Source organism: Stenotrophomonas sp. 364 (genome assembly GCF_009832905.1).
Lineage (GTDB): Bacteria > Pseudomonadota > Gammaproteobacteria > Xanthomonadales > Xanthomonadaceae > Stenotrophomonas > Stenotrophomonas maltophilia_AP.
In genome coordinates this window covers 2,060,309-2,083,530 of sequence record NZ_CP047135.1, presented here as the reverse complement: position 1 = coordinate 2,083,530, position 23,222 = coordinate 2,060,309, and the positions used below count along the sequence as shown (strand labels likewise).

Sequence of the window (23,222 nt, the reverse complement as noted above, 5' to 3'; positions counted from 1 at the left end):
GCCACGCCTCAACGCGGGGGTGGAGGCGGGATGCGCATGCCGTGGGTGTGCGGCAGGCAGGCCTTCATCGCGTCGATGAAGGCCCGCAGCCGACTCGGAATCTGCCGGGCAGACGGGTACACCAGGTGCACGGGCAGCGGCGGTGCTTCGCGCTCGGGCAGCAGGCGCAGCAACCGGCCCGTGCGCAGCTCATCGCTCACCAGCCACGCCGACACCACCGCCGCGCCCAATCCGGCCAGCGCCGCCTGGCGCACCACGAACAGGTTGTCGGTGAGCAGCCGCGGCTGGATGTCGATCTGCAGCGCCGGACCACCATCGGCCGCCAGCAGGGTGACGCGCTCGCGGTAGTACGTGGTCAGCGCGATCCATGGCAGCGTGCCCGGCAACGCCGGGTCGCGCACATCGGCCGTGCCGACCAGGGACGGCGCGGCCACCGCGATACGCGGCACTTCGGCGAGCGGCACCGCGACCAGGTACGGGGCGTCCACTGTCCCCACCCGGATCGCGCAGTCGATGCCCTCGGCGATGAAGTCGGGATGGCGGTCTTCCAGCATCCAGTCCAGGGTGACCTGCGGATAGCGCGCCAGGAACTGCAGCATCGGCTCCAGCAACTGGGCCTGCCCGAAGGCGTGGGGCACCACCACGCGCAGGCGCCCGCGCGGCACGTCCACTTCGCCACGCAGGTCGGCCTGGATCGCCTCCCAGTCGGCAACCAGCGATTGCGCATGCACGAAGCAGCGTTGGCCGTCGTCGGTCAGCGTCATGCGATGGGTGGATCGTTTGAGCAGCTGCAGGCCGAACAGCCGCTCCAGCGCCTGCAGGCGGCGGCTCACGGTGGGCTGGGTGGTGCCCAGCTGCACAGCAGCTGCCGACAGGCTGCCACTTTCAACGATGCGCACGAAGGTGCGCAGCAGGTCGATCCGGTCGGCACCGGCGGTGCTGGTTGGAATGATCATGCGTTCTGCGTATGGGCGATATGTGCGCCAGCCTACTACACGGGCGGATCCTCAGGGCCGATGCTGGCGCCATCGTCTTCCCCCGCATGGAACTGATCATGTCCAGTACGCATATCCCTGTCGTGGCACCGGCCACGCCCACTGTTGCGCCGCGCCTGATCCTGGCCATGGCGGCCGGGGCCGGCTTCTCGGTCGCCTCGATCTACTACAGCCAGCCGATGCTCGGGGTGATCGGCCCAGACCTCGGCGCCGCGCCTGCCGCCACCGGCATGGTGCCCACGCTGACCCAGCTCGGCTACGCGCTGGGGATCCTGCTGCTGGCCCCACTGGGCGACCGCTTCGACCGGCGCCGGCTGATCCTGGCCAAGGCCGTGTTGCTGGCGTTGATGCTGGCCGGGGCCGCGCTCGCCGGCAGCCTGCCGACCCTGCTGCTGGCCAGCCTGCTGATCGGCGTGACCGCGACCATGGCCCAGGACGTGGTGCCCGCTGCGGCCAGCCTGGCACCGGCGGCCGAGCGCGGCAGCGTCGTCGGCAAGGTAATGACCGGGTTGCTGCTGGGCATCCTGCTCTCACGCGTGGCCAGCGGACTGGTCGCGCAGTGGCTGGGGTGGCGCAGCATGTTCGCCCTGGCGGCAGTTTCGGTGGTGCTCATTGCCCTGGCACTGGCGCGCGCGTTGCCACGTTTCGCACCCACCACCACGCTGGGCTACCCGGCGCTGCTGGGCTCGCTGGTGGCCTTGTGGCGCGGGCAACCGGCGCTGCGTCGGGCGGTGTTCGCGCAGGGGCTGCTGGCAGTAGGGTTCAGCGCGTTCTGGTCGACGCTGGCGCTGATGCTGCACAGCCGCTACCAGGTGGGCAGCGCCGTGGCCGGCGCATTCGGCATCGCCGGCGCTGCCGGTGCGCTGGCCGCGCCCCTGGCCGGGCGCTGGGCCGACCGGCTCGGCAGCCATGCGGTGGCACGTATCGCGATCCTGGTGGCGCTGGCGGGCTTTGCGATGCTGTTGCTGGAGGCGTGGCTGCCACGTGCGGCGATCCTGCCGCTGTTGGCGGTCAGTGCGGTGGTGTTCGATTTCGGTTTCCAGTCGGCGTTGGTGTCGCACCAGACGCTGGTCTACGGCCTGGTGCCGGAGGCGCGCAGCCGGCTCAACGCGTTGCTGTTCACCGGGGTGTTCCTGGGCATGGCCAGCGGCGGCGCGCTCGGCAGCCTGGCACTCGCGCACTGGGGCTGGACCGGCGTGGCGTTGCTGGCCACCGCTACGGCGGCGCTGAGCCTGGTGGTGCGCCGCCGCTGAGCGGCGCGGCGGTCAGCCGTCGCCATCGGCCTGGGCATCGTCCAGGCTGATGATGCCGCGCTTGAGTGCCTGGGTCACGGCATGGGTACGGTCGCGCGCGCCCAGCTTCTCCATGAGGTTCTTCATGTGCGCCTTCACCGTCTGCTCGGAGATCCGCATCTGCTCGCCGATCGCCTTGTTCGAACGTCCGGCGGCCACGTGGCCCAGCACTTCGGTTTCGCGCGGGGACAGGCTGTCTTCGACCACGTGCGCGGCGATGCTGGCCGCCAGCGTGGCGGGGATGCCGGCCCGGCGACCGCCATGCACGGTGCGGATGGTGTCGATGAGCTCGTGGCGCAGCATGTCCTTGAGCAGGTACCCGCTGGCGCCCGCCTGCAGGGCGCGCACTGCCCGCACGTCGCCGCGGTAGGTGGTGAGCACGATGATGCGTGCGCGCGGGTCGTGGCGGCGGATCCGGGTGATGGCGTCCACACCGTCCACGCGCGGCAGCTGCAGGTCCATCAGCACCACGTCCGGGCGCAGCGCCAGGTACTGGGCAACCGCTTCCTCGCCGTCGGCCGCTTCGCCCACCAGCCGCATGTCGGGCTGCATGCCAAGCAGTGCGGCCAGGCCGTCGCGCAGCAGGGGGTGGTCATCGACAACAAGCACGCCGATCGGGGCAGGGGACAGGGTCATACGGACTCTCCAGTCAAACGCGGCCAACGCCAGCGGCGCGGCGAACGGCGGTAGATGCGGTGGCGCGGCAGGAACAGTTCCACTTCGGTGCCCAGCCCCGGGCGTGACCACAAGCGCAGGCGGGCACCCAGGCGTTCGGCGCGTTCGCGCATGCCCACCAGTCCCCAGTGGCCTTCGGCCATGGTTTCGGGCAGGCCGCGCCCATCGTCGCGCACATGCAGGCGCAACCCGCGCATGCCGTAACCCAGTTCGATCTCGATGGCGCCGGCGTGGGCATGCTGCAGGGCATTCAACAGGGCCTCGCGACCGATCAGGTACACCTCTTCGGCCGCTGCGCGCCGCAACGGGAGCGGGGCGCCTTCCACGTTGAGGCGCAGCGCCGGGCTGCTGGCATCGCTGGCGCGTTCGCCGTACACCTGCACCAGTGCCGCACCGAGGTCCTGGTAGCCGTCGCTGTCGTCGCGCAGCGCGCTGACCCGGTCCCGGCCTTCGGCCAGCGCGCTTTCTGCCTGCTGCATGGCCGCTTCCAATGCGGCCCTGACCGGCGGCGGGGTGTGGCTGGCCTGGCTGACCGCATGCAGGCGCAGGATCAAGCCCTGGGTGCCCTGCAGCAACGTGTCGTGCAGTTCACGCGCGATACGCTCGCGTTCGGCGTGACGCTCCTGCAGCCGCGCACGCACCAGCTGGGTCAGGCGACGGCTGCGCAGGCGCATGGCCAGCAGGATCAGGGCCAGCAGCAACACCACGCAGGCGGCGTTGAACCACAGCGTCTGGTACCACATCGGCGCGATGTGGAAACTGCGGGTCGCGGCCACAGGGCTCCACACCATGTCCTGGTTGGCTGCGATCACCTCGAAACGATAGCGACCCGGGGGCAGATTGGTATAGAACGCGCGGGTGAGTGTGCCCGCGTCCTGCCAATGGTCATCCAGCCCGATCAACCGGTAGCGGTAGCGGGTGCGTTCGGGCCGGCTCAACGCCAGGGCCAGGTAGTCGATCTGCAGCTGGGCGGTGCCTGCGGGCAACACCATCCCGTCGCGCAGTGGCTGCTGCGTCTGCCCATGGGACACGTCGCCGATACGCGGCTGCAGGGCAGCACCGGCGCGCTGCGCCACGCCGGTGTCGATCCACGCCAGCCCCTGGTTGGTGGACAACCAGAGCAGGCCATCGGCCGCCAGCATCGCGCTGGGCATCGGGGTGGTCTGCACGGCGATGCCGGGCATGCCGTCGCCACGGTCGAACAGCCGCGGTTCCACCGGCCTGCCGTGCAGTACCGCCTGCTCCAGGGTCGACGCGTCGATCCGCAGCAGGCCGCGGCTGCCGTTGAACCAGTAGTAAGCCGTGCGGTCGCGGACAATGCCGGTGATGCCCTCCAGCAGGCCGGGGGTGTCGGTCTGGGCCGCATGGAAGCGGTCGTCGTCGCCAAGCAGGGCCAGCCCGTTCTCACCCGCCACCCAGATCCGCGCGCCGATCATGGCAGTGGCGGTGATCGGCCCCACCTGCAGGCCATCGGCACGGGTGTAATGCCGCCACGCCTGCTGGCGACGTACGCGCAGCTCGCCGTCGGGATAGCCCATCAACACGGCCCCGGCCGGGCCGGCCGCCAACGTGGTGCAGGCGTGTCCGGGCAGCGCCGGATCGCTGTCCCAGCGGCCGCGAAGGTAGTGCATCACGCGCTGGTCGCCAAAGCAGAACCACGCTTCGTCGCGACCCAGCGGCAGCACCGCGCGCAGTTCGCGCGGGGCGGGAACTCTTGGCGGATGCAGTTCGTGCGGCTGGCCATCGCGTATCAGCAGTAGCGCCTCCCAATCGACCACCCACAGCGGTTGGTCGCTGGCGAGCGCGGCGCGGTGCAGGTCGGTCGACGGTGCCTGCAGCAGCGTACGGCGCAATGCCATGGGGCGCAGGTCTGCGCCGTAGGCGAACACCTGTCCGTCGGGTGCGTGGTACAGCGTGCGCAGCGGATCGGCGGGGCCCGAGAGCGCCAGGCTGCGGACCTGATGGGGGCGGAACCGGTTGAGACCCAGGTTGGTGCCGACCCACAGCGTGCCTTCGCGGTCGGCCAGCACCGGCACCGCCGTGGTCGACGCCAGTCCCTGGGCTGCATCGAAGCGCTCGACCGGGGCGGAGGCCGATGCGGTGACATCCAGGCGGAAGATACCGCCACTGTCGACCAGACTGCCCCACAGGCTGCCATCGGCGGCGAACCGGATCCGCTTGGCCAGCAATGTGGGCCGACGCAGCGCGTCGCGTTCTGTGGCGGGCAGCAGGCCGCGCGCATCCGCCACTGGCATGACGCCGCGTCGGCGATCGGCCAGCCACACCTGCCCGTTGTCGCGCAGGGCCAGCGATGAAAACGGTGCAACCGGCAGCGCCAGCGGTTCGAAGCGCGCGGCGTTCGCTGGCAGTCGCCATAATCGCCCGGCGGCGATCACCCACAGCGTCCCCGTCTGATCGCGCAGCAGCCACTGGGCCGGTACATCGCCGATGCCCATCGCGGCGGTGGGTACCTGCCAGCGTTCACCATCGAACCAGCGCAGCCCACCATCGGCCGCAGCCCACAACCGCCCGCTGCCATCGCGCTCGATCCGCGGCACCAGTCCGGGCGGAAGACCCTGTGCCTGCGCATAGTGGGTGAGGCCGTGGCGGTCGAGCCGGCTGATCCCGGCGTTGTAGTAGGCAATCCACAGCGTGCCGTCGGGATCCAGCGCGAGGGTGGTCATGTTCGAGGACGGGAACGTACTGCCGTTGGGCGGCGCGGGGCGCTCGAACTGGCGTCCATCGAACCGGTACAGCCCGGTGCCGGTGGCCAGCAGCAGGCTGCCGTCGGCGGGCTGGGCGATATCCCACACATCCCCAGGCGCGCCTTGGCCCACCACCCAGGCGGTGTGCTCGTACGCCGACAGCGGTGCCGCCAGCGCCGGCCATGCGGCCAGCAGCAAGCCAAGCAGCAGCCAGCCGCCGGCCACGCGGTGGCGCGTGCGGGCAGGGACGGGGGCGGAAACGGCGACGGGCATGTCGCATTCTCGCAGGGATGGAGGCAGCAGCTGCTTACTCTTTCGAGGCAGGCGCCGCGCCCTGCAGTGCGGTACCCCTGCCGGGCCCGTTCTGGACCGCCTGCATGCAACGACTGTTCGTGATGTTTCCCGACCGTGCGCCTGGCGTTGGCCTGGTGTTGCTGCGGCTCGGCCTGTGCGCGGCCGTCCTTACGCTGCCGACGGCGCCGACAGGCTGGCTGCAGCTTGCGCCGCTGGCTGCGGCATGCCTGCTGCTGGTGGGCGCGTGGACCCCGCTGGCAGCGGTTGCGGTGCTGCTGATGATGGGGCTGCACGCCGCATCGCACTGGGCGTGGCTGCCGCTGCCGGTGGCGGTGCTGCTGCTGGGACCCGGCGCCTACTCGCTGGATGCACGGCGTTTCGGCCGACGCGTGCTGCGGCGGTCGCCCCGCGGCGACGACCGGCGCGATCACCCGAAAGAGTAATCAGCGCTCCCACCGATGGAGGGTAGGGCCACGCGCGTGTCGCGGCGACCATGGCACACCCCGTCGTGGAGCCCGCTGATGGCTGTTTCGTCCCGCCCGACGCCGCCCATACCTTCCACCTTGCCGCCCACCCAGGTGGCGGCGCTGCGGCGTGCCCTGGCCTATATCGACGCCAACCTGCAGCAACCTGTGCTGGTCGAACAGATGGCCGCCGCGGCCTGCGTCAGCCGTTTCCACCTGGCACGGCTGTTTCGTGCCGGGACCGGGATGAGCCCGACCGCGTACCTGCGCCAGCGCCGCATCGAACACGCCCAGCAGCTGTTGCACGCCGGTGGACTGAAGGTCAGCCAGATCGCCAGCAGCCTGTGCTTCTTCGACCAGAGCCATTTCGTGCGCAGCTTCCGCGCCGTGACCGGCTGTACCCCCCGTCATTTCGCCCGGCGCAGCCTGCGCCCGGGCGCCTGAATCCCCTCGATCCCAAGGAACGCCCATGAACAAGGCCACCGCCGCCGCCGGTACCTCACTGCTGTCGCCCACCGACCACACCCTGGTCCTGATCGACTTCCAGTCGCAGATGGCATTTGCCACCCACACCATCGACATCTCCGCGCTGCGCAACAATGCCGCGTTGATTGCCAAGGGCGCGGCCGGCTTCAAGGTGCCGGTGGTGCTGACCACGGTTGCCGAGAAGTCGTTCTCCGGCCCGATGTTCCCGGAGCTGCCGGCGATCTTCCCGGGCCAGACGGTGTTCGATCGCACCTCGATGAACACCTGGGAAGACCAGCCGGTGATCGACGAGATCAACCGCATCGGCAAGCACCGCCTGGTGCTCGCTGGCCTGTGGACCAGCGTATGCATCGTCGGCCCGGCGCTGTCGGCGATCGGCCAGGGCTTCGAGGTTTACGTGGTGACCGACGCCTGCGGCGACGTCAGCGTGGAAGCGCACGAGCGCGCCGTGACCCGCATGGTGCAGGCCGGCGCGGTGCCGATCACCGCGGTGCAGTACCTGCTGGAACTGCAGCGCGACTGGGCACGCAGCGCAACCTACGACCTCACCACCGGCATCGCGCGTGACCATGCCGGCGGCTATGGCATCGGCATCCAGTACGCCAAGACGATGTTCGGCGCGCAGGAAGGCGGCCACTGAGCATGGCCGGCGCCACCGGCCTGGACCTGGCGCTGTTGCTGCTGCGCATGGCGGCGGGCGGGTTCCTGCTCCCGCATGCGCTGGGCAAGCTGTTCGGCTGGTTTGGCGGGCCCGGGCTGGCCGGGTTCGCCGACGAACTGCGCGGCTTCGGCCTTCCGGCACCGCGGCCGATGCCGCTGCTGCTGGCGGCGGTGCAGGTGCTGTGCGGGCTGGCGGTGCTGATGGGTTGGCAGACTCGGCCCGGCGCGGTGATCGCGGCGGTGTTCCTGCTGTCCACTGCGCTACTGGCGCTGCCCCATGGCTGGTTCTGGATGCGCGGCGGTGCCGAATACTCCCTGTTCTGGACGCTGACGCTGCTGGCCATCGCCCTGGCCGGTCCTGGCGCGTTTGCACTGCAGCCGTCGCCGGCAGGGGCAGGATGGCCATGACCGCCGGTCCGCACCATCCCGGTCGCCGCGACCTGCTGCTGGGCGTCGGCGCAGGCCTGGCGCTCGCTGCAGGCGCCCGCACCTTTGCCTCATCCCCGGAGAAACGCATGTCTACGCTGCTCATCCGCAATGCCCGCATCACCACCCTTGACCCACGCTGCCCGCAGGCCGACGCGCTCGCGGTAGTGGACGGGCGCATCGCCGCCGTCGGCACCGAAGCGCAGGTGCGTGCAGGGCTGGACGTGGGCACCGTCATCGATGCCGGCGGCCGTCGCGTGGTACCGGGATTGAACGACAGCCATACCCATCTGATCCGCGGTGGCCTCAACTACAACCTGGAACTGCGCTGGGACGGGCTGCGCTCGCTCAGCGATGCCATGGCAATGCTGAAGGCGCAGGTGGACAACACGCCGGCCCCGCAATGGGTGCGTGTGGTGGGCGGGTTCACTGCCGAGCAGTTCGTGGAAAAGCGGCTGCCCACCCTGGCCGAGCTCAACGCCATCGCCCCGGACACGCCGGTCTTCCTGCTGCACCTGTACGACCGGGCGCTGCTCAACGGCGCCGCGCTGCGGGCCTGTGGCTATGACCGCAACACGCCGGACCCGCCGGGCGGCCAGATCGCGCGCGACAGCCTGGGCAATCCCACCGGCCTGCTGCTGGCCAAGCCCAACGCTCTGATCCTGTACGCCACGCTGGCCAAGGGGCCGCGCCTGCCGATGGAGTACCAGGCCAATTCCACCCGGCATTTCATGCACGAACTGAACCGCTTGGGCATCACCTCGGTGATCGACGCCGGGGGCGGCTTCCAGAACTATCCGGAGGACTATCAGGTCATCGAGCAGCTGCACCGCGACGGGCAGCTCACCGTGCGCATCGCCTACAACCTGTTCACCCAGAACAAGGGCAAGGAGAAGCAGGACTTCCAGCATTGGAGCGAGATCGTCGCCCCGCGCCAGGGCGATGACCTGCTGCGTCACAACGGTGCCGGCGAGATGCTGGTGTTCTCCGCAGCCGACTTCGAGCTGTTCAACGAGCCGCGCCCGGAACTGCCGCCCGGCATGGAGCCGGAGCTGGAAGAGGTGGTGCGGCTGCTGGTCGAGAAGCGCTGGCCGTTCCGCATCCATGCCACCTACGACGAAAGCATCGACCGTATTCTGGACGTCTACGAACAGGTCAACCGCGAGATTCCGTTCGATGGCCTGCACTGGTTCATCGATCACGCCGAGACCATCACCCCGCGCAACATCGACCGCATCCGCGCGCTCGGCGGCGGGCTGGCCATCCAGCACCGCATGGCCTACCAGGGCGAGGCGTTCGTGCAGCGCTATGGCAGCGAAGCCGCACGCCACACCCCGCCGGTGCGGCGGATGCTGCAGGCCGGTGTGCCGGTGGGCGCAGGCACCGACGCCACCCGCGTGGCGAGCTACAACCCGTGGGTGGCGCTGTCGTGGCTGGTCACCGGGCGCACCGTGGGCGGTCTGGCGCTGTATGGCGAGGAAAACCTGCTGGAACGCGAGGAAGCACTGCGGCTGTGGACGCAAGGCAGCGCGTGGTTCTCGGGGGACGAAGCCAACAAGGGCACCCTGGGGGTAGGGCAGCTGGCCGACTTCTGCGTGCTGTCGTCGGACTTCTTCGCGGTGGACGATGCCGCCATTGCCGACATCACCAGTCTACTGACCGTGGTGGGCGGGCAGGTGGTATACGGCGAAGGCGACTTCGCGCCGCTGGCCCCGGTCCTGCCGCCGGCCATGCCCGATTGGTCGCCGGTCAACCGCTTTGGCGGCTACCACGTGGGCGGCGCCGCCACCGGACTGACCGCGCACGCGCATGCCCACGGGGCAGGCGGCTGCCGCACCCATGGCGCGCACGGCCATGCCGCCGCACACGCCGTGCCGACCGATGCGCCGAACGCGTTCTGGGGTGCATTGGGATGTTCGTGCTTCGCCTTCTGACCCTGGGGCTGGCCGCCGCGTCGCCGGCGCTGGCCTGCGAGGCGGACGGCCGCGGCCAGTGCACGGCGCTGGACGGCGGTGGCACGCTGCAGATGGATGCGTCGCTGCGTCTGCGCAGCCTGTATTACGACCCGACCCGCTTCGGCGTGCAGGGCGGGCAGGAGGACGGTTACGGGCTGCTGCGGGCGCTGGCGTCGATCCGCGCCCAACGCGACGGCTGGCAGGCCGTGGCGCAACTGGCTGTGCATGCCGAGCAGGGCCGCAACGGAGGTGCCGGTGGCACCGATCGGGGTGCGCTGGATGTGCAGCAGGCCTACGTGCACTGGCAGGGCGAACACGTTGGCTGGCAGCTGGGCCGACAGGAAGCCGGCTATGGCAGCTCGCGGCTGCTGTCGGTGCGCGACGGGCCGAACATCCGCCTGGCGTTCGACGGCGTGCGCGGCCGCTGGCGCGCGTCGCGCTTGCAGGTGGACCTGATAGCGCTGCGCCCGGTGGACAACCGGCCGGGTGCATTCGATGACCGCAGCGACCCTGGCCAGTACCTGCTGGGCGGGTATGCAACGCTGCAGGGACGCAGCGCGGGCAGTGGGCTGGATCTGTACCTGTTGGGCTATGGTCGCGACGATGCCCGCTTTGCCGATGCCCAGGGCGACGAGCGGCGCACCACGGTGGGGGCGCGCTGGTTTGCCCGGCAGCCACGCTGGGATGCCAACATCGAACTGGTGGGGCAGCGCGGCACGCTGTCCGGGGCGCAGGGCGACCTGGCCATCCGGGCATGGACGCTGGCCAGCGATACCGGCGTGCGCTGGCCGCAACGCGCGTGGCAACCGCGGCTGGGCGTGAAAGTGGACATCGCCAGTGGTGACCGCACGTCCGGCGATGGCCGGTTGCAGACCTTCAATGCGCTGTATCCCAAGGCGGCGTACTTCAGCGAGGCCAGCCTGCTGGCACCGGCCAACCTGCTGGATGTCCAGCCGACCCTGACCCTGACCCCGCATCCGGCGGTCACCACCGAACTCGGCTGGCAGTTGGCGTGGAAGCACCGCCGCGCCGATGCGATCTACACCACGCCCGCCCCGCTGGCCGCGCTGCCGGGCAGTGCAGGCACGCCGCGCCGCATCGGGCAGCAGTTCAAGTGGGAAACCACGTGGCGGGCAAGCCCGCAGTGGCAATGGCAGGCGCAGTTGGCCTGGTTCGAGGCCGGTCCCGGCCTGCGCGCGGCCGGTGGCCGCGACACCTTGTTTGCATCGTTGGTAGGAGCGTGGCAATGGTAAGCAACACTGAAGGCGCCGCACCCGGCGCATGGTCGCCGCTCAAGATCGGCCTGTTCCGCGCGATGTGGCTGGCGATTCTGGGCAGCAACGTCGGCACCTGGATCAATGACGTGGCTGCGGCCTGGGTCATGGCCGAGCGCACCGGGTCGCCGTTGATGGTGGCGCTGGTGCAGTCGGCCACTACCGTGCCGGTGGTGCTGCTTGCACTGGTGGCCGGCACCCTGGCCGACATCGTCGACCGGCGCCGCTATCTCCTGGTCACCCAGGGCTGGATGCTGCTGGTGGCTGCCACGCTGGCCACGTTGACGGGGTTGTCGATGCTGACCCCCGGGCTGTTGGTGGCGCTCACCTTCGCGATGGGCTGCGGCGCGGCGATGGCGATGCCGGCGCAGGCGGCGATCGTGTCCGAGCTGGTGCCACGGCCGATGCTGGCCTCGGCGGTAGCCTTGAATTCGATCGGGATCAACATCGCGCGCTCTCTGGGCCCGGCCATTGGCGGGTTGATCGTGGCGCAGCTGGGACCGAGCTGGGCGTTCGGTCTGAACGCGTTGAGCTTTGCCGCAATGCTGATCGTGCTGACCCGCTGGACGCCGGATGCGACGGCGTCCACGCTGCCGCCGGAAGGTTTCGGTGCGGGGCTGCGGGCCGGCCTGCGTTATGCGCTGCGCGCCGGCCGCCTGCAGGCGGTACTGGTGAAGTCGGCCGGGTTCTTCTTCTTCGCCAGTGCGGTGACCGCGCTGCTGCCGCTGGTGGTGCGTGGGGAAATGCACGGCGGGGCGGGCCTGTACGGCATCCTGCTGGGTTGCATCGGCATCGGCGCGGTCACTGGCGCGCTGGTGCTGCCGACGCTGCGTGCGCGCATGGACCGGGACCTGCTGGTACTTCTGGCTACGCTGGCCTGCGCGCTCAGCCTGTTCGGGCTGGCGTGGCTGCGGCACATGGCGCTGTTGCCGCTGGCGATGCTGGTCAACGGCTTTGCCTGGATCACGGTGCTGTCCTCGCTGCAGATCGCCGCGCAGACCGCGGTGCCGCCGTGGGTGCGGGCACGTGCGCTGTCGCTGTACATCATGGTGTTTTCGCTGGGCATGGCCGCCGGCGGCCTGAGCTGGGGCAGCATCGCCCAGCGCACCTCGATCCCGCTGGCGTTGACGATCGCCTCGGTTGGCGCGGTAATCGCCGGGCTGCTGGTGTGGCGGGTGCGCATCGCGGGCAGCGAGGAGCTGGACCTGCGGCCGGCCGGCTACTGGCCGGCGCCCGAGCTGGCAGTGCCGGTGTCGCATGATCGGGGCCCGGTACTGGTCACGGTGGAATACCGCATCGCCGATGCCGACCGTGCGGCCTTCCATGCGTTGATGGGGGAACTGGGACGCACCCGGCGCCGGGATGGCGCGGTACTGTGGGGCGTGGCCGAGGACGTGGCCACGCCGGGCATCCACCTGGAATATTTCGTGACCAGTTCGTGGGTGGAACACCTGCGCCAGCATGAGCGCGTGACCGCTGAAGACCGCGATCACCAGCAGAAGGTGCGGGCGCTGCACCGCGGCGAGCACGCGCCGATCGTGCGGCATTTCGTGGGTGGTCATGGCGCGCTGCCGACGTTGAAGCACTCCCACGAACTGGGCTGACGGGCGGAAACAAAAGAGGTTCTTCGCCCATCTACGGGGCAAGAAAAGACGTGCCTTGACGCCTTTCAGGCGCGGCCGTCGGCGGGTCGGGCGCTGGGCCCCCATGCCCTTTCCGGCGAATGTCCCCCGGCGTCGGCCTGCGGCCGCCACCTCCTCCTTTATTTCGCCTGCAAGGGCATGGGAGCCCAGCGCCCGACCCACCGACGGCGCAAGAAACGCCTGGCGTTGCCTGCTTACCGCAAGCCGAGCCCCGTAGCGGCCGGTAGGCCCCTGGGCAAAATAAAGGAGGAGGCCGCCACGCGGCCGGGGGACATTTGCACCAGGGGCCTACCGGCTGCTACGGGGCCCTCACGCTCGCGGCCGGCCGGATCGGAGACGCCAGCCGAACGAAACGGCGCCTGCACACCCGGCCCGTCGTGCTCACGCTTCGGCGGCCCGTGTAACAAGTCGCTCCGCTGAGAGGGGGGGAAGAGCCAAAAAAGAGGCGCCGGGCAGAACCCGGCGCCCCGCGTGGCCATCGCGGCGTTGGGTCAGGCCTTGGCGAAGGCCAGCAGGTCCTGGTTGAACTGGTCGGCATGGGTCACGGTCAGGCCGTGCGGCGCGCCCGGGTACACCTTCAACGTGGCGTTGGCCACGATCTTCGCCGACAGCCGGCCCGACGCATCGATCGGCACGATCTGGTCATCGTCGCCATGCACCACCAGCGTGGGCACGTCGATCTTCTTCAGGTCCTGCGTGTAGTCCACCTCGGAGAACTCGCGGATGCAGTCGTACTGCCCCTTGTGACCGCCCTGCATGCCCTGCAGCCAGAAGGCGTCACGCATACCCTGGCTGACCTTGTGGCCGTCACGATTGGCGCCGAAGAACGGCGTGGTCAGGTCCTGGTAGAACTGCGAGCGGTCGGCGGCAACCCCGGCGCGGATGCCGTCGAACACGCTCATGGGCAGGCCGCCAGGGTTGGAGGCGCTGACCACCATCTGCGGCGGCACGGCACCCACCAGCACGGCCTTCGCCACGCGCTTGCTGCCGTGGCGGCCGATGTAATGGGCGATCTCGCCGCCGCCGGTGGAGTGGCCCACCAGGATGGCGTCCTTCAGGTCCAGTGCTTCGATCAGCGAGGCCAGGTCGTCGGCGTAGGTGTCCATGGTGTTGCCGTCCCAGGTCTGGGTGGAACGACCATGGCTGCGGCGATCATGCGCGATCACGCGGTAGCCGTGCTGGCCCATGAACAGCATCTGCGGGTCCCAGGCGTCGCTGCTGAGCGGCCAGCCATGGGCGAACACGACCGGCTGGCCGTGGCCCCAGTCCTTGTAGAAAATGCGGGTACCGTCGTTGACGGTGTGGTAGCTGCTCATCTGGGTATCTCCGGTGGGGTGGGGGTAGGGGTGGGAACGAGCGGGTGCCGCGGCAAGCGCCGGGCTCGGCAGGGCAGGCAGCATCAGCGCTGCCGACACGGCCATGCCGGTGGCCAGGAACTGCCGCCGGGCGGGATCGCCAGGGCGATCGGGAAGAAATGACGACATCGGATCGGTCCAGTGGGGGCCGCGGCGAAACGCCGGGCGGCGCCAGTAAAGCGCTGGCGCGCCCCCTCGCGATTGCACCGGTGTGCCCGATCATCGGGGGCCATGCCACCGTCTTAACCGGTAACCGCGTATCGTCAGCGCTCTTTGAGTTGGAGTGGATGCATGCGTTGGATCGTGTTGTTGGCCGCATTGGCCATGCCGGTGGTGTCGTGGTTCTCGCAATCCGGCGCGTTCGGCCCGACCAATGGCGCGATCTCCGACCGCTATCCGACCCTGCTCGTCGCCGCCGGCTATGCGTTCGCGATCTGGGGCGTGATCTTCCTCTGGGACGTGATCTTCGGGCTGTGGCAGCTGCGTCGGCGCCGCCCGGACCTGCCCGGCGTACGTGGATGGGCGGCGGCCGGCTTCGCGCTGACGGCAGCATGGATGCCGGTGTTTTCCAACCAGTGGTTCCTGCCCGCGCTGGCAATCATCTGGGCCGCGCTGGTGTGCCTGCTGATGGCCGCCGTGCGCGCCGCGCCCACCGACGCCACCGCCGGCCAGCGCGCCTGGGCGGCGTACCCGCTGGCGTTGCATGCAGGCTGGCTGACGATGGCGGCCTTCCTCAATACGGCCCAGGTGATCGTGGCCTACCAGTGGTTGCCCACCGGCGACATGTTCGGCTGGAGCGTGGTGCTGCTGGCCCTGGCGACGCTGCTGGCCTGGGCAATGAACCAGCGCCTGCGCGGGCATTTCGCCTATCCGGCTGCCGTGGTGTGGGCGCTGGTGGGTGTGTACGTGAAGCAGTCCGGCTGGCGCCTGCCGGGCGCCGATACGGTGTCGGTGCTGGCGCTGGCGGTGGCCGCGCTGCTGGTGCTGCAGACGCTGATGCTGCGCACGCGGGCGTGGCGTCATCCGACTGTGCCGGTGGTGGCCGCGCACCGCCATCGGCGCTGAGGCCACGCACCTCCGGGCACCGTGTGTGCCCATGCAGGGCCGGGTGCTGCCCGGCAATCCCCCATTGAACTGGCAACAGGAGAATTCCCATGCGCGTTGCGTTGCATGACACCTTTGGCGATCCCACCGTCGTGCTGCACGGTGGTGAGGTACCCACCCCGGAACCGGGCGCGGGCGAGGTGCGTATCCGCACCGTGCTGGCCCCCATCCACAACCATGACCTGTGGACCGTACGCGGCAGGTACGGCTACAAACCGACGTTGCCGGCCGTCGGCGGCAGTGAAGCGACCGGCGTGATCGACGCGCTGGGCGAAGGCGTGCAGGGCCTGACGGTAGGCCAGCGGGTCAGCGCCGCGTCGGTGCATGGCACCTGGGCCGAGCAGTTCATCGCGCCGGCGAAGATGGTCATTCCGATGCCGGACGCGATCGACGATGAAACCGCGGCGCAGCTGATTGCGATGCCGCTGAGCGCGCTGATGCTGCTGGAGTTCCTGCAGGTGCGCGAGGGCCAGTGGATCCTGCAGAACGCGGCCAATGGCGCAGTCGGAAAGGCGCTGGCGATGCTGTCCAAGGCGCGCGGCGTGCACTGCGTGAACCTGGTGCGGCGCGATGCCGGGGTGGCGGAGATGGAGGCGCTGGGCATCGACAACACGATCTCCACCGCGCAGTCGGACTGGATGGCACAGGTCCAGGCGCGGGTGGCCGGCGGCTCGATCGCCGCGGCGGTGGACTCGGTGGGCGGGCGTGCCAGCAGCGAGCTGATGACCCTGCTGGGCGACGGCGGCACGCTGGTATCGTTCGGCTCGATGACCGGCGAGCCGATGCAGCTCAACTCGGGCGACGTGATCTTCAAGCAGGCCACGGTGAAGGGGTTCTGGGGCAGCAAGGTGAGCCAGGCGATGGCCGCGGACGACAAGCGCAGGCTGGTCGGCGAGCTGTTGCAGCTGGCCGCACGCGGCGGGCTGAGCCTGCCGGTGGACGGTGTGTTCGGGCTGGATGAGGTGGCTGCTGCTGCCGCTGCGAGCCTGGAACCCGGCCGCAACGGCAAGGTGCTGCTGCGCCCGTGAGGTAGAGCCGACCGTTGGTCGGCTGCTCCTGATCTGGCACCGCGACAGCCGACCAACGGTCGGCTCTACCGGGACCGTGACAGCCGACCAACGGTCGGCTCTACCGGCACCGCGACAGCCGACCGACGGTCGGCTCTACCGGGCTGCGCGTAACGCTTCTATCACCACGCGCATCGCGCTGGAGGATTGGCGGCGGCTGGGGTAGTAGGCGTAATAGCCGTCAAACACGTCGCACCAGTCGTCCATGACGCGGCGCAGGCGACCCGCCTGGACGTGCTCCAGCACCATGTCTTCGGGCAGGTAGGCCAGGCCGGCGCCGGCCAGGGTCGCGCGCAACATGGCGCTGCTGCCGTTGAACGTCCATTGCCCGTCCACGCGCACGTTGGCTTCCTGGCCGTCTTTCTGCAGGTCCCACACCATCAGTCCGCCGTGGGTAGGCAGGCGCAGCCCGATGCAGTTGTGCGCGGCCAGATCCGCCGGTGCGTGCGGCGCGACGTGATGGACGAAATAGGTTGGGCTGGCCACGATCGCCATGCGCTGCGGGCCGCTGATCGGTACGGCGATCATGTCGTTGGCCACGCGTCCCCCCAGGCGGATGCCGATGTCGTACCGTTGCGCCACGATGTCGGCCAGACCGTAGTCGACGGTGAGCTCCACGTGCAGGTCGGGGTAGGCCGGCAGTATCGCGCTCAGCCGTGGCCAGACGATGCTGTTGGCCGCGTGTTCGGCGGTAGTGATGCGGATGGTGCCGGCGGGATTGTTGCGGTAGTCGGTGATGGCCACCAGCTCGGCCTCGATCTCCTGCATGCGCGGGGCCACGGTGTCGTACAGGCGTTCGCCGGCCTCGGTCATCGACACGCTGCGGGTGGTGCGGGTGAGCAGGCGCACGCCGAGGCGCTCTTCCAGGCCCCGCACGGTGTGGCTCAGCGCGGACTGCGAGACGCCGAGCTGCGCGGCGGCGCGAGTGAAGCTGTGCTCGCGGGCCACGGCGACGAATACCTGCAGGTCGTTGAAATTCTCGCGGGCCATCGGCGGCGTCCGGCACGCATGCGATTCATGCCTGGCCATGATGAGTCCGGGTCACTGGTGAGTACAAGGCGTCAACGGGTGATGATTGATGAGCGATGTTCATCGCTGCATGCACGTCGCGGTAGGCAATGGCGAGGGCGGCAGGGACTACAGTGGGGCGGTCCGTCTTCCACATCGAGGAGTTCCGCATGAACCTGTTGAGCAGCACGCTGCTGTCGATGGTGGCCGCCACCGCACCGGCGGACCCGGCCCCGATCGAGATCGCCCGCGCTGGAAACACCCCATCGGCGGCCGGCCCGGCCGACTACTTCACCGGCACAGTGCGTATCGATGCACCGTTCCAGCGCGCCGCACCGGCCCGCGTGGGGGGCGCCACGGTGACCTTCGAGCCCGGCGCGCGCACGGCCTGGCACACCCATCCGCTCGGCCAGACCCTGATCGTGACCGCCGGGGTGGGTAGCGTCCAGGAGTGGGGCAAGCCGGTGCAGGAGATCCGCCCCGGCGACATTGTCTGGATCGCGCCGGGGGTGAAGCACTGGCACGGTGCCAAGGCGACGGTGGCCATGACCCATATCGCCCTCGCCGAAGCAGTCGACGGCTCACCGGTGACTTGGATGGAGCAGGTCAGCGAGGCGCAGTACACCGGCGGGTGACATCGCGCGCGACGGACGTTAATGTAACTATGCCAGTTACATGAAATGAGGTGCGCCCGATGGATGCCTACGCCGACCCCGATGCCGTGGCGCGCTACGCAGAACGCCCACCCCGGCTGGTGCCGGGGTTCGCCGATCTGAACCGAATGTGCGCGCAGCTGCTGGCCGAATCCGCGCCGGCCGATGCACGCGTGCTGGTGTTGGGCGCCGGCGACGGCCTGGAGCTGCGTACTTTCGCGCAGGCGCAGCCGCACTGGCGTTTCGACGGTGTGGATCCGTCGGACGCGATGTTGGCGCTGGCGGCGTGCACGATGGGCGAGGATGCGCGTCGCGCGCACCTGCACCACGGCTATATAGACGTGGCGCCCGACGGGCCGTTCGATGCGGCTGCCTGCCTGCTCACCCTGCATTTCGTGCCGCCGCAGGAACGCGTGTCGACCCTGGCGGCGCTGCATCGGCGATTGCGCCCGGGCGCGCCGCTGGTGGTAGCGCACATGAGCTTCGACCAGCACGACGGCGCGCGTGCGCGCTGGCTGCAACGCTACGCCGACTTCGCGGTGTCCTCCGGCATCGCGCCGGAGCAGGCCGAACACGGGCGCGCCGCCGTGGCCGAGCACGTGCATATCCTGTCGCCGGCGCAGGACGAGGCACTGCTGCGCGAGGCCGGTTTCAGTGGCGTCGAGAGCTTCTACCAGGGCCTGGGATTCCGCGGCTGGCGTGCGCTGGCGTGAGTGCGACGGCGCGGTCACGCCGCGATGGCTACGCTGATCGCCGGTACGTCTCAGGAGAACAGCATGGCCCAGGTTTTCATCATCGGCGCCGCCGGCAAGGTCGGCCGCCACCTGGTCGAACAATTGGCCACGCGCGGTCACCGTGCGGTGGCGCTGCATCGTCGCCCGGAGCAGGCGGACGCGTTGGCCGCCCTGGGCGGCGCACCGGTGCAGGGCGATCTGACCCACACCGATGCGCAGGCGCTGGCGGCACAGATGGCCGACAGCGAGGTGGTGGTGTTCAGCGCCGGGGCGGGCGGGGCAGGCATCGAACTGACCAACGCCATCGACGGTGCCGGGCTGGAGCTGGCCGTGCAGGCCGCCCGGCAGGCCGGCATCAAACGCTTCCTGCTGGTCTCGGCATTTCCCGAGGCCGGGCGAGGCAAGGCGCTGGGCGATGGCTTCGAGAACTACATGGCGGTCAAGAAGCGAGCCGATGTGTACCTGGCCGCCAGCGACCTGGACTGGGTGATCCTGCGCCCGGGTACGCTCACCGATGCCGCCGGCCGTGGACGCGTACAGGCCGGGCTGGCCATTGCCTACGGCGAGGTGCCGCGTGCGGATGTCGCCGCGACGCTGGTGGCGTTGGTCGAACGCCCGCAGCTGAAGCACCGCATCATCGAGCTCACCGAAGGTGAGCAGCCCATCGACGCGGCACTGCAGCAGCTGCCCGCCTGATGTGGCACAGGCGACCCGGGCGGCGATGGTAAAATCGGCGTCCCGATCCACTGCACAAACGAGTACGCCATGACCGACGCCCGCTTCCATCCCATCGGCACCCCTGGCCAGCCCTGGGGCGCGGCGGAAAAGGCGCAGTGGCGTGCCCTGCAAGTGCCGCAGCGTCGCTATGCCGACGACGTGGTGACGGCGGTGGACGCCTTGCGCGCGGACTTCGACGTGGAGCAGTACGGCACGCTGGACTACGCTCCGGACGCGTACCCGTTGTTTGCCGTACGCAGCCGCAACTGGAATCCAGCGCTTCCCAGCGTGCTGGTGACCGGCGGCGTGCACGGCTACGAAACCAGTGGCGTGCAGGGCGCGCTGCAGTTCCTGTCCACGCGTGCCAAGGACTACGCCGGCCGCGTGAACGTGCTGGTGGCGCCGTGTGTGAGTCCCTGGGGCTACGAGCGCGTGCAGCGCTGGAACGCCGATGCGATCGACCCCAACCGCTCATTCGTAGCCAACAGCCCGGCGCAGGAATCGGCGGCGCTGATGGCACTGGTGGCACCGCTGCGCGCCGGCATGGTGATGCACATCGACCTGCATGAAACCACCGACAGCGACGAAACCGAGTTCCGTCCCGCGCTGGCCGCGCGCGATGGCAAGCCGTTCGAACCGGGCCTGATTCCCGACGGCTTCTACCTGGTGGACGACAGCGAGAATCCGCAGCCCGCATTCCAGACGGCCGTGAATGCGGCGGTGGAGCAGGTGACCCACATCGCCCCGGCCGATGACAACGGCGAGATCATCGGCTCGCCGGTGGTGGCCCCGGGCGTGATCGAGTACCCGCTCAAGACGCTGGGCCTGTGCGCCAGCATCACCGGTGCGACCTACACCACCACCACCGAGGTCTACCCAGACAGCCCGCGCGCCACCCCGCAGCAGTGCAACGATGCGCAGGTAGCCGCGATCTGCGCCGCCATCGATTACGCACTCGCCCACAGGTAGTGCCGGCCGCTGGCCGGCTCCAAGGCGACCCCAGCGCCACGTAGTGCCGGGTTTTGCCCGGCAATCGTGGATTTCGGTGCAAAGCGCAGCGGGGCAGAGCCCCGCTCTACGGGGTGCGGTGCAGGAATTCGTCCAGCAGCCATAGCGCGGCCGGCCCGAGGGTTCCGCCCTTGCGCCACACCGCGTCGCACGCCACCAGCTTCGGCCAGCCGGGAAAGGCCAGTTCCACCAGCTGCCCGCGCCCGTAGCGGGCTACCAGGGTGCGCGGCAGCTCGGCCCAGCCGAAGCCGTCTTCGGCCATCTCCAGCACCATCAGATAATCCGACGCCGACCAGCTGCGCCCACGGGCCGGGCCGCTGCGCTGATCGTCACCGCTCAGGCAGATCCGGCGATGGCCCGCCAGGTGGGATTCGTCCGCGGCATCGATCTGCGCCAGCGCATGCTGCCGCGCCACGAACACCGCCATTTCCGCGCGCAACGGCAGCGCACGCACAGTAAGGTCCGACGGGTACTGCGCCTGCTGCGGCACCAGCCCCAGATGCGCGCGGCCCCGCTGCACGACATCGAGCACGTCACTGCCTTCGGCATCCAGCCATTCCAGCTCGATGTCCGGAAAACGCTGCTCGAACCGCAGCAACAGGTGGTGGTCGGGGTTGACCTGGTAGATGTCGGAAAACACCACGGTCAGGCGGGGCTCCACCGCGTCACCCAGGCGGATGCTCAGCTGCTCCAGGCGCTCGGCAGCCGCCAGGATTTCCTGTACGTGGCCGAGCACCTTGCGGCCCTCTTCGGTGAGCACCGGATAGCGGCCGCTGCGGTCGAACAGGGTGAGGCCCAGGTCGGCCTCGAGCGTGGCGATCGCCGTACTGATCGTCGACTGCGTTTTCTTCAGGCGGCGTGCCGCGGCGGAGAAGGAGCCGAGCGCCGCCGCCTCGACGAAGGCGTGGAGGGATTCGGGGCCATAACGCATGGATATATCGCCTTTATCGATGGATTCCATCTTTGGTCTGATGGAAATGTCGATGATAATGGCCGCGTCGCTCGGGTGCCATCGCCCGGCTGCCTCCCGACCAACGATGGGTACCTGCCGGACCACGTGCCGACCAGGTCGCCACCCGCATCACCCGGCCAGCAGCGACGCACGCGCATCGGCCATCCCGGTCGATGCCTCGGTGCCCGACGTTTCGTCGGTGCCCGCCGGCTGCAATCAAGGAGCTTTCCATGCACACACAGGTGCATTCGCAACCCCGTGCCCGTGGCGGCCTGATCGCCTGGGCCTGCCTGACCGTGGCGATCGTCGCCGAAGTGGTCGGCACCTCGTTCATGGCCGATGCCGCCCGTCATGGCGGCTATCTGGGCTATGTCGTGATGGCCGTGGCCCTGGCCATTTCGTACTACTTCCTGGCGCTGTCGGTGCGCGCCATCGCTGTCGGTGTCGCCTATGCGGTGTGGGAAGGCCTCGGCCTGACCCTGCTGACGCTGGTCGGCCTGTTCGTGTTCAAGGACAGCCTGTCGGTGCAGCAGGTGATCGGCCTGCTGATGGCGGCGGCTGGCATCGTCTGCGTCACCCTGGGCGAGGAGCACACGGCATGAACCTCACCGCCTTTTTATTTGTGACCTGCTCGGCGCTGATCGACATCGCCGCCAACATGATGGTCGCCAAGTCCGACGGCTTCCGTAAGCTGGGCTGGGGAATCGCGGCCATCATGATGGTGTGGGTGGCCTTCGCGCTGCTCGGCCAGGCGGTCAAGACCCTGGACCTGGCCACCGCCTATGCGATGTGGGGCGCGATCGGGGTGATCGGCACTGCCGTCTGCGGGCGCGTGCTGTTCGGCAACCGCCTGCGTCCGATTGGCTGGATCGGCATTGCGCTGGTCACCGGCGCGGTGGTGGTGCTGTCCAGCCACTGAGGGCGTTCAACGGAACAGCTGATTCAGTGCCGCACCGGACGCGGCATCGGCGAAGCCATCGAAACGCCCTTCGTTGGCCAGCAGCGTCGAGGCCCGCATCATCCCGCCCCAAGCACTGCGCGCCATCGCGCCGCCCACGCTGACCCGGCGCACGCCCATGGCGGCGATGTCCTGCAGGGTGAACGGCACGGCGCTGCCCACCAGCAGGTTCACCGGTTTGGGGGCCACGGCGGCAACCACCGCCTCGATCTGCGCGCGCGTGCTGATGCCCGGCGCGTACAGGCAGTCGGCGCCGGCTGTGGCGTAGGCGCGCAGGCGGGCAATGGCATCGTCCAGGTCCGGGCGGCCGACAAAGAAGTTCTCGGCCCGGCCGATCAGCAGCACGTCTTCGCCACTGCGGTCGATGGCGGCCCGTGCAGCGCGCACCCGCGCCACCGCCTCGTCGAGCGGTCGCAGCGGCGCGGCGGGATCGCCACGGGCGTCTTCAATGGACAGGCCGGCCACGCCGGTGGCGATGGCCTGTTCCACGGCGTGCTCCACTGCGGCGGGATCCGCGCCGAAGCCATCGCCGAAATCCGCATTCACCGGCAGCGGCGTGGCAGCGGCCAGGTCGCGCAGGTGGGCCAGCGTCTCATCCCGTGAGAGCTGGCCATCCGGCTTGCCCTGGCTCCATGCCACGCCGGAACTGGTGCTGGCCAGCGCGGCAAACCCGAGCCCGTGCAGGTAGCGCGCACTGCCCACGTCCCAGGGGTTGGGCAACACGAAACAGCCGTCCTCGTGCAGGGCGCGGAAGGCGGCGCGGCGCGGGCGGGGATCGAAGGGCAGGGTGCTCATGG

At 69.6% G+C, this 23,222-nt stretch carries 23 protein-coding genes; 16 read left to right on the top strand and 7 right to left on the bottom strand.

The window, feature by feature from the left end:
* Positions 1–8 precede the first annotated feature (8 nt).
* The gene (locus tag GQ674_RS09545) at positions 9–956 is read right to left on the bottom strand and encodes a LysR family transcriptional regulator (protein ID WP_159496873.1); all 948 of its coding nucleotides are present in this window, start codon (positions 954–956) and stop codon (positions 9–11) included.
* A 98-nt stretch (positions 957–1,054) separates the two neighbouring features.
* Between GQ674_RS09545 and GQ674_RS09540 the strand changes: the two genes are divergently transcribed.
* Positions 1,055–2,248, top strand: a complete 1,194-nt coding sequence (locus tag GQ674_RS09540; RefSeq protein WP_159496872.1) for an MFS transporter — start codon at positions 1,055–1,057, stop codon at positions 2,246–2,248.
* Positions 2,249–2,260: 12 nt separating this feature from the next.
* On the opposite strand, the gene GQ674_RS09535 is transcribed toward GQ674_RS09540, so the two are convergent.
* Both GQ674_RS09535 and GQ674_RS09530 read right to left on the bottom strand, forming a co-directional pair.
* The gene (locus GQ674_RS09535; protein WP_159496871.1) at positions 2,261–2,923 is read right to left on the bottom strand and encodes a response regulator transcription factor; all 663 of its coding nucleotides are present in this window, start codon (positions 2,921–2,923) and stop codon (positions 2,261–2,263) included.
* Positions 2,920–5,940: a sensor histidine kinase gene (locus tag GQ674_RS09530; RefSeq protein WP_159496870.1), complete on the bottom strand. Its 3,021-nt coding sequence runs from the start codon at positions 5,938–5,940 to the stop codon at positions 2,920–2,922. Before GQ674_RS09530 ends, GQ674_RS09535 begins: the two co-directional genes overlap by 4 nt.
* 104 nt (positions 5,941–6,044) lie before the next feature.
* On the opposite strand from GQ674_RS09530, the gene GQ674_RS09525 reads away from it, so the two are divergent.
* The 7 genes from GQ674_RS09525 to GQ674_RS09495 all read left to right on the top strand — a co-directional run bounded on the left by GQ674_RS09525 (position 6,045) and on the right by GQ674_RS09495 (position 12,830).
* Positions 6,045–6,404, top strand: coding sequence for a hypothetical protein (locus GQ674_RS09525; RefSeq protein WP_159496869.1), 360 nt, complete (start codon positions 6,045–6,047; stop codon positions 6,402–6,404).
* 78 nt (positions 6,405–6,482) lie between these two features.
* A complete protein-coding gene (locus GQ674_RS09520) occupies positions 6,483–6,869 on the top strand; it encodes an AraC family transcriptional regulator (RefSeq protein WP_159496868.1) in 387 nt (128 codons plus the stop codon).
* Positions 6,870–6,894: 25 nt separating this feature from the next.
* Entirely contained in the window at positions 6,895–7,551 is a 657-nt protein-coding gene (locus tag GQ674_RS09515; RefSeq protein ID WP_159496867.1) for a hydrolase, read from the top strand.
* A gap of 2 nt (positions 7,552–7,553) precedes the next feature.
* Positions 7,554–7,979: a DoxX family protein gene (locus GQ674_RS09510; RefSeq protein WP_159496866.1), complete on the top strand. Its 426-nt coding sequence runs from the start codon at positions 7,554–7,556 to the stop codon at positions 7,977–7,979.
* A 107-nt stretch (positions 7,980–8,086) separates the two neighbouring features.
* On the top strand, positions 8,087–9,931 hold the full coding sequence (locus GQ674_RS09505) for an amidohydrolase (RefSeq protein ID WP_201290239.1): 1,845 nt from the start codon (positions 8,087–8,089) through the stop codon (positions 9,929–9,931).
* Positions 9,910–11,205, top strand: a complete 1,296-nt coding sequence (locus GQ674_RS09500) for an alginate export family protein (protein WP_159496864.1) — start codon at positions 9,910–9,912, stop codon at positions 11,203–11,205. The genes GQ674_RS09505 and GQ674_RS09500 overlap by 22 nt, the downstream gene beginning before the upstream one ends.
* Positions 11,199–12,830, top strand: coding sequence for an MFS transporter (locus GQ674_RS09495; RefSeq protein WP_159496863.1), 1,632 nt, complete (start codon positions 11,199–11,201; stop codon positions 12,828–12,830). The genes GQ674_RS09500 and GQ674_RS09495 overlap by 7 nt, the downstream gene beginning before the upstream one ends.
* Before the next feature lie 530 nt (positions 12,831–13,360).
* On the opposite strand, the gene GQ674_RS09490 is transcribed toward GQ674_RS09495, so the two are convergent.
* Positions 13,361–14,185 (bottom strand): alpha/beta hydrolase, encoded by an 825-nt coding sequence (locus tag GQ674_RS09490; RefSeq protein WP_159499365.1) that lies wholly within the window; start codon positions 14,183–14,185, stop codon positions 13,361–13,363.
* 330 nt (positions 14,186–14,515) lie between these two features.
* Here GQ674_RS09490 and GQ674_RS09485 point away from each other — a divergent pair, with 330 nt between their 5' ends.
* Both GQ674_RS09485 and GQ674_RS09480 read left to right on the top strand, forming a co-directional pair.
* On the top strand, positions 14,516–15,289 hold the full coding sequence (locus GQ674_RS09485) for a hypothetical protein (protein ID WP_159496862.1): 774 nt from the start codon (positions 14,516–14,518) through the stop codon (positions 15,287–15,289).
* An 89-nt stretch (positions 15,290–15,378) separates the two neighbouring features.
* The gene (locus GQ674_RS09480) at positions 15,379–16,356 is read left to right on the top strand and encodes a zinc-binding dehydrogenase (protein ID WP_159496861.1); all 978 of its coding nucleotides are present in this window, start codon (positions 15,379–15,381) and stop codon (positions 16,354–16,356) included.
* A 135-nt stretch (positions 16,357–16,491) separates the two neighbouring features.
* Here the strand turns inward: GQ674_RS09480 and GQ674_RS09475 are convergent, their stop codons facing one another.
* Positions 16,492–17,385: a LysR family transcriptional regulator gene (locus GQ674_RS09475; RefSeq protein ID WP_159496860.1), complete on the bottom strand. Its 894-nt coding sequence runs from the start codon at positions 17,383–17,385 to the stop codon at positions 16,492–16,494.
* 188 nt (positions 17,386–17,573) lie between these two features.
* Here GQ674_RS09475 and GQ674_RS09470 point away from each other — a divergent pair, with 188 nt between their 5' ends.
* The 4 genes from GQ674_RS09470 to GQ674_RS09455 all read left to right on the top strand — a co-directional run bounded on the left by GQ674_RS09470 (position 17,574) and on the right by GQ674_RS09455 (position 20,476).
* Positions 17,574–18,038 carry a cupin domain-containing protein gene (locus GQ674_RS09470; RefSeq protein WP_159496859.1) on the top strand — a complete coding sequence of 155 codons (465 nt, stop codon included), beginning with the start codon at positions 17,574–17,576 and terminating at the stop codon, positions 18,036–18,038.
* Between the two features lie 59 nt (positions 18,039–18,097).
* Positions 18,098–18,769, top strand: a complete 672-nt coding sequence (locus tag GQ674_RS09465) for a class I SAM-dependent methyltransferase (protein WP_159496858.1) — start codon at positions 18,098–18,100, stop codon at positions 18,767–18,769.
* 63 nt (positions 18,770–18,832) lie between these two features.
* Complete coding sequence (locus GQ674_RS09460; protein WP_159496857.1) at positions 18,833–19,486, top strand: SDR family oxidoreductase; 654 nt, start codon at positions 18,833–18,835, stop codon at positions 19,484–19,486.
* A 69-nt stretch (positions 19,487–19,555) separates the two neighbouring features.
* Positions 19,556–20,476: a M14 family metallocarboxypeptidase gene (locus GQ674_RS09455; protein WP_159496856.1), complete on the top strand. Its 921-nt coding sequence runs from the start codon at positions 19,556–19,558 to the stop codon at positions 20,474–20,476.
* Between the two features lie 106 nt (positions 20,477–20,582).
* Here GQ674_RS09455 and GQ674_RS09450 read toward each other — a convergent pair whose 3' ends face one another.
* Positions 20,583–21,446: a LysR family transcriptional regulator gene (locus tag GQ674_RS09450; RefSeq protein ID WP_159496855.1), complete on the bottom strand. Its 864-nt coding sequence runs from the start codon at positions 21,444–21,446 to the stop codon at positions 20,583–20,585.
* A 251-nt stretch (positions 21,447–21,697) separates the two neighbouring features.
* Between GQ674_RS09450 and GQ674_RS09445 the strand changes: the two genes are divergently transcribed.
* Both GQ674_RS09445 and GQ674_RS09440 read left to right on the top strand, forming a co-directional pair.
* Positions 21,698–22,069, top strand: a complete 372-nt coding sequence (locus GQ674_RS09445) for an SMR family transporter (protein ID WP_159496854.1) — start codon at positions 21,698–21,700, stop codon at positions 22,067–22,069.
* Complete coding sequence (locus tag GQ674_RS09440; RefSeq protein ID WP_159496853.1) at positions 22,066–22,386, top strand: multidrug efflux SMR transporter; 321 nt, start codon at positions 22,066–22,068, stop codon at positions 22,384–22,386. Before GQ674_RS09445 ends, GQ674_RS09440 begins: the two co-directional genes overlap by 4 nt.
* Positions 22,387–22,392: 6 nt before the next feature.
* Here GQ674_RS09440 and GQ674_RS09435 read toward each other — a convergent pair whose 3' ends face one another.
* Positions 22,393–23,220, bottom strand: a complete 828-nt coding sequence (locus tag GQ674_RS09435) for an isocitrate lyase/phosphoenolpyruvate mutase family protein (RefSeq protein WP_159496852.1) — start codon at positions 23,218–23,220, stop codon at positions 22,393–22,395.
* Positions 23,221–23,222: the final 2 nt, after the last annotated feature.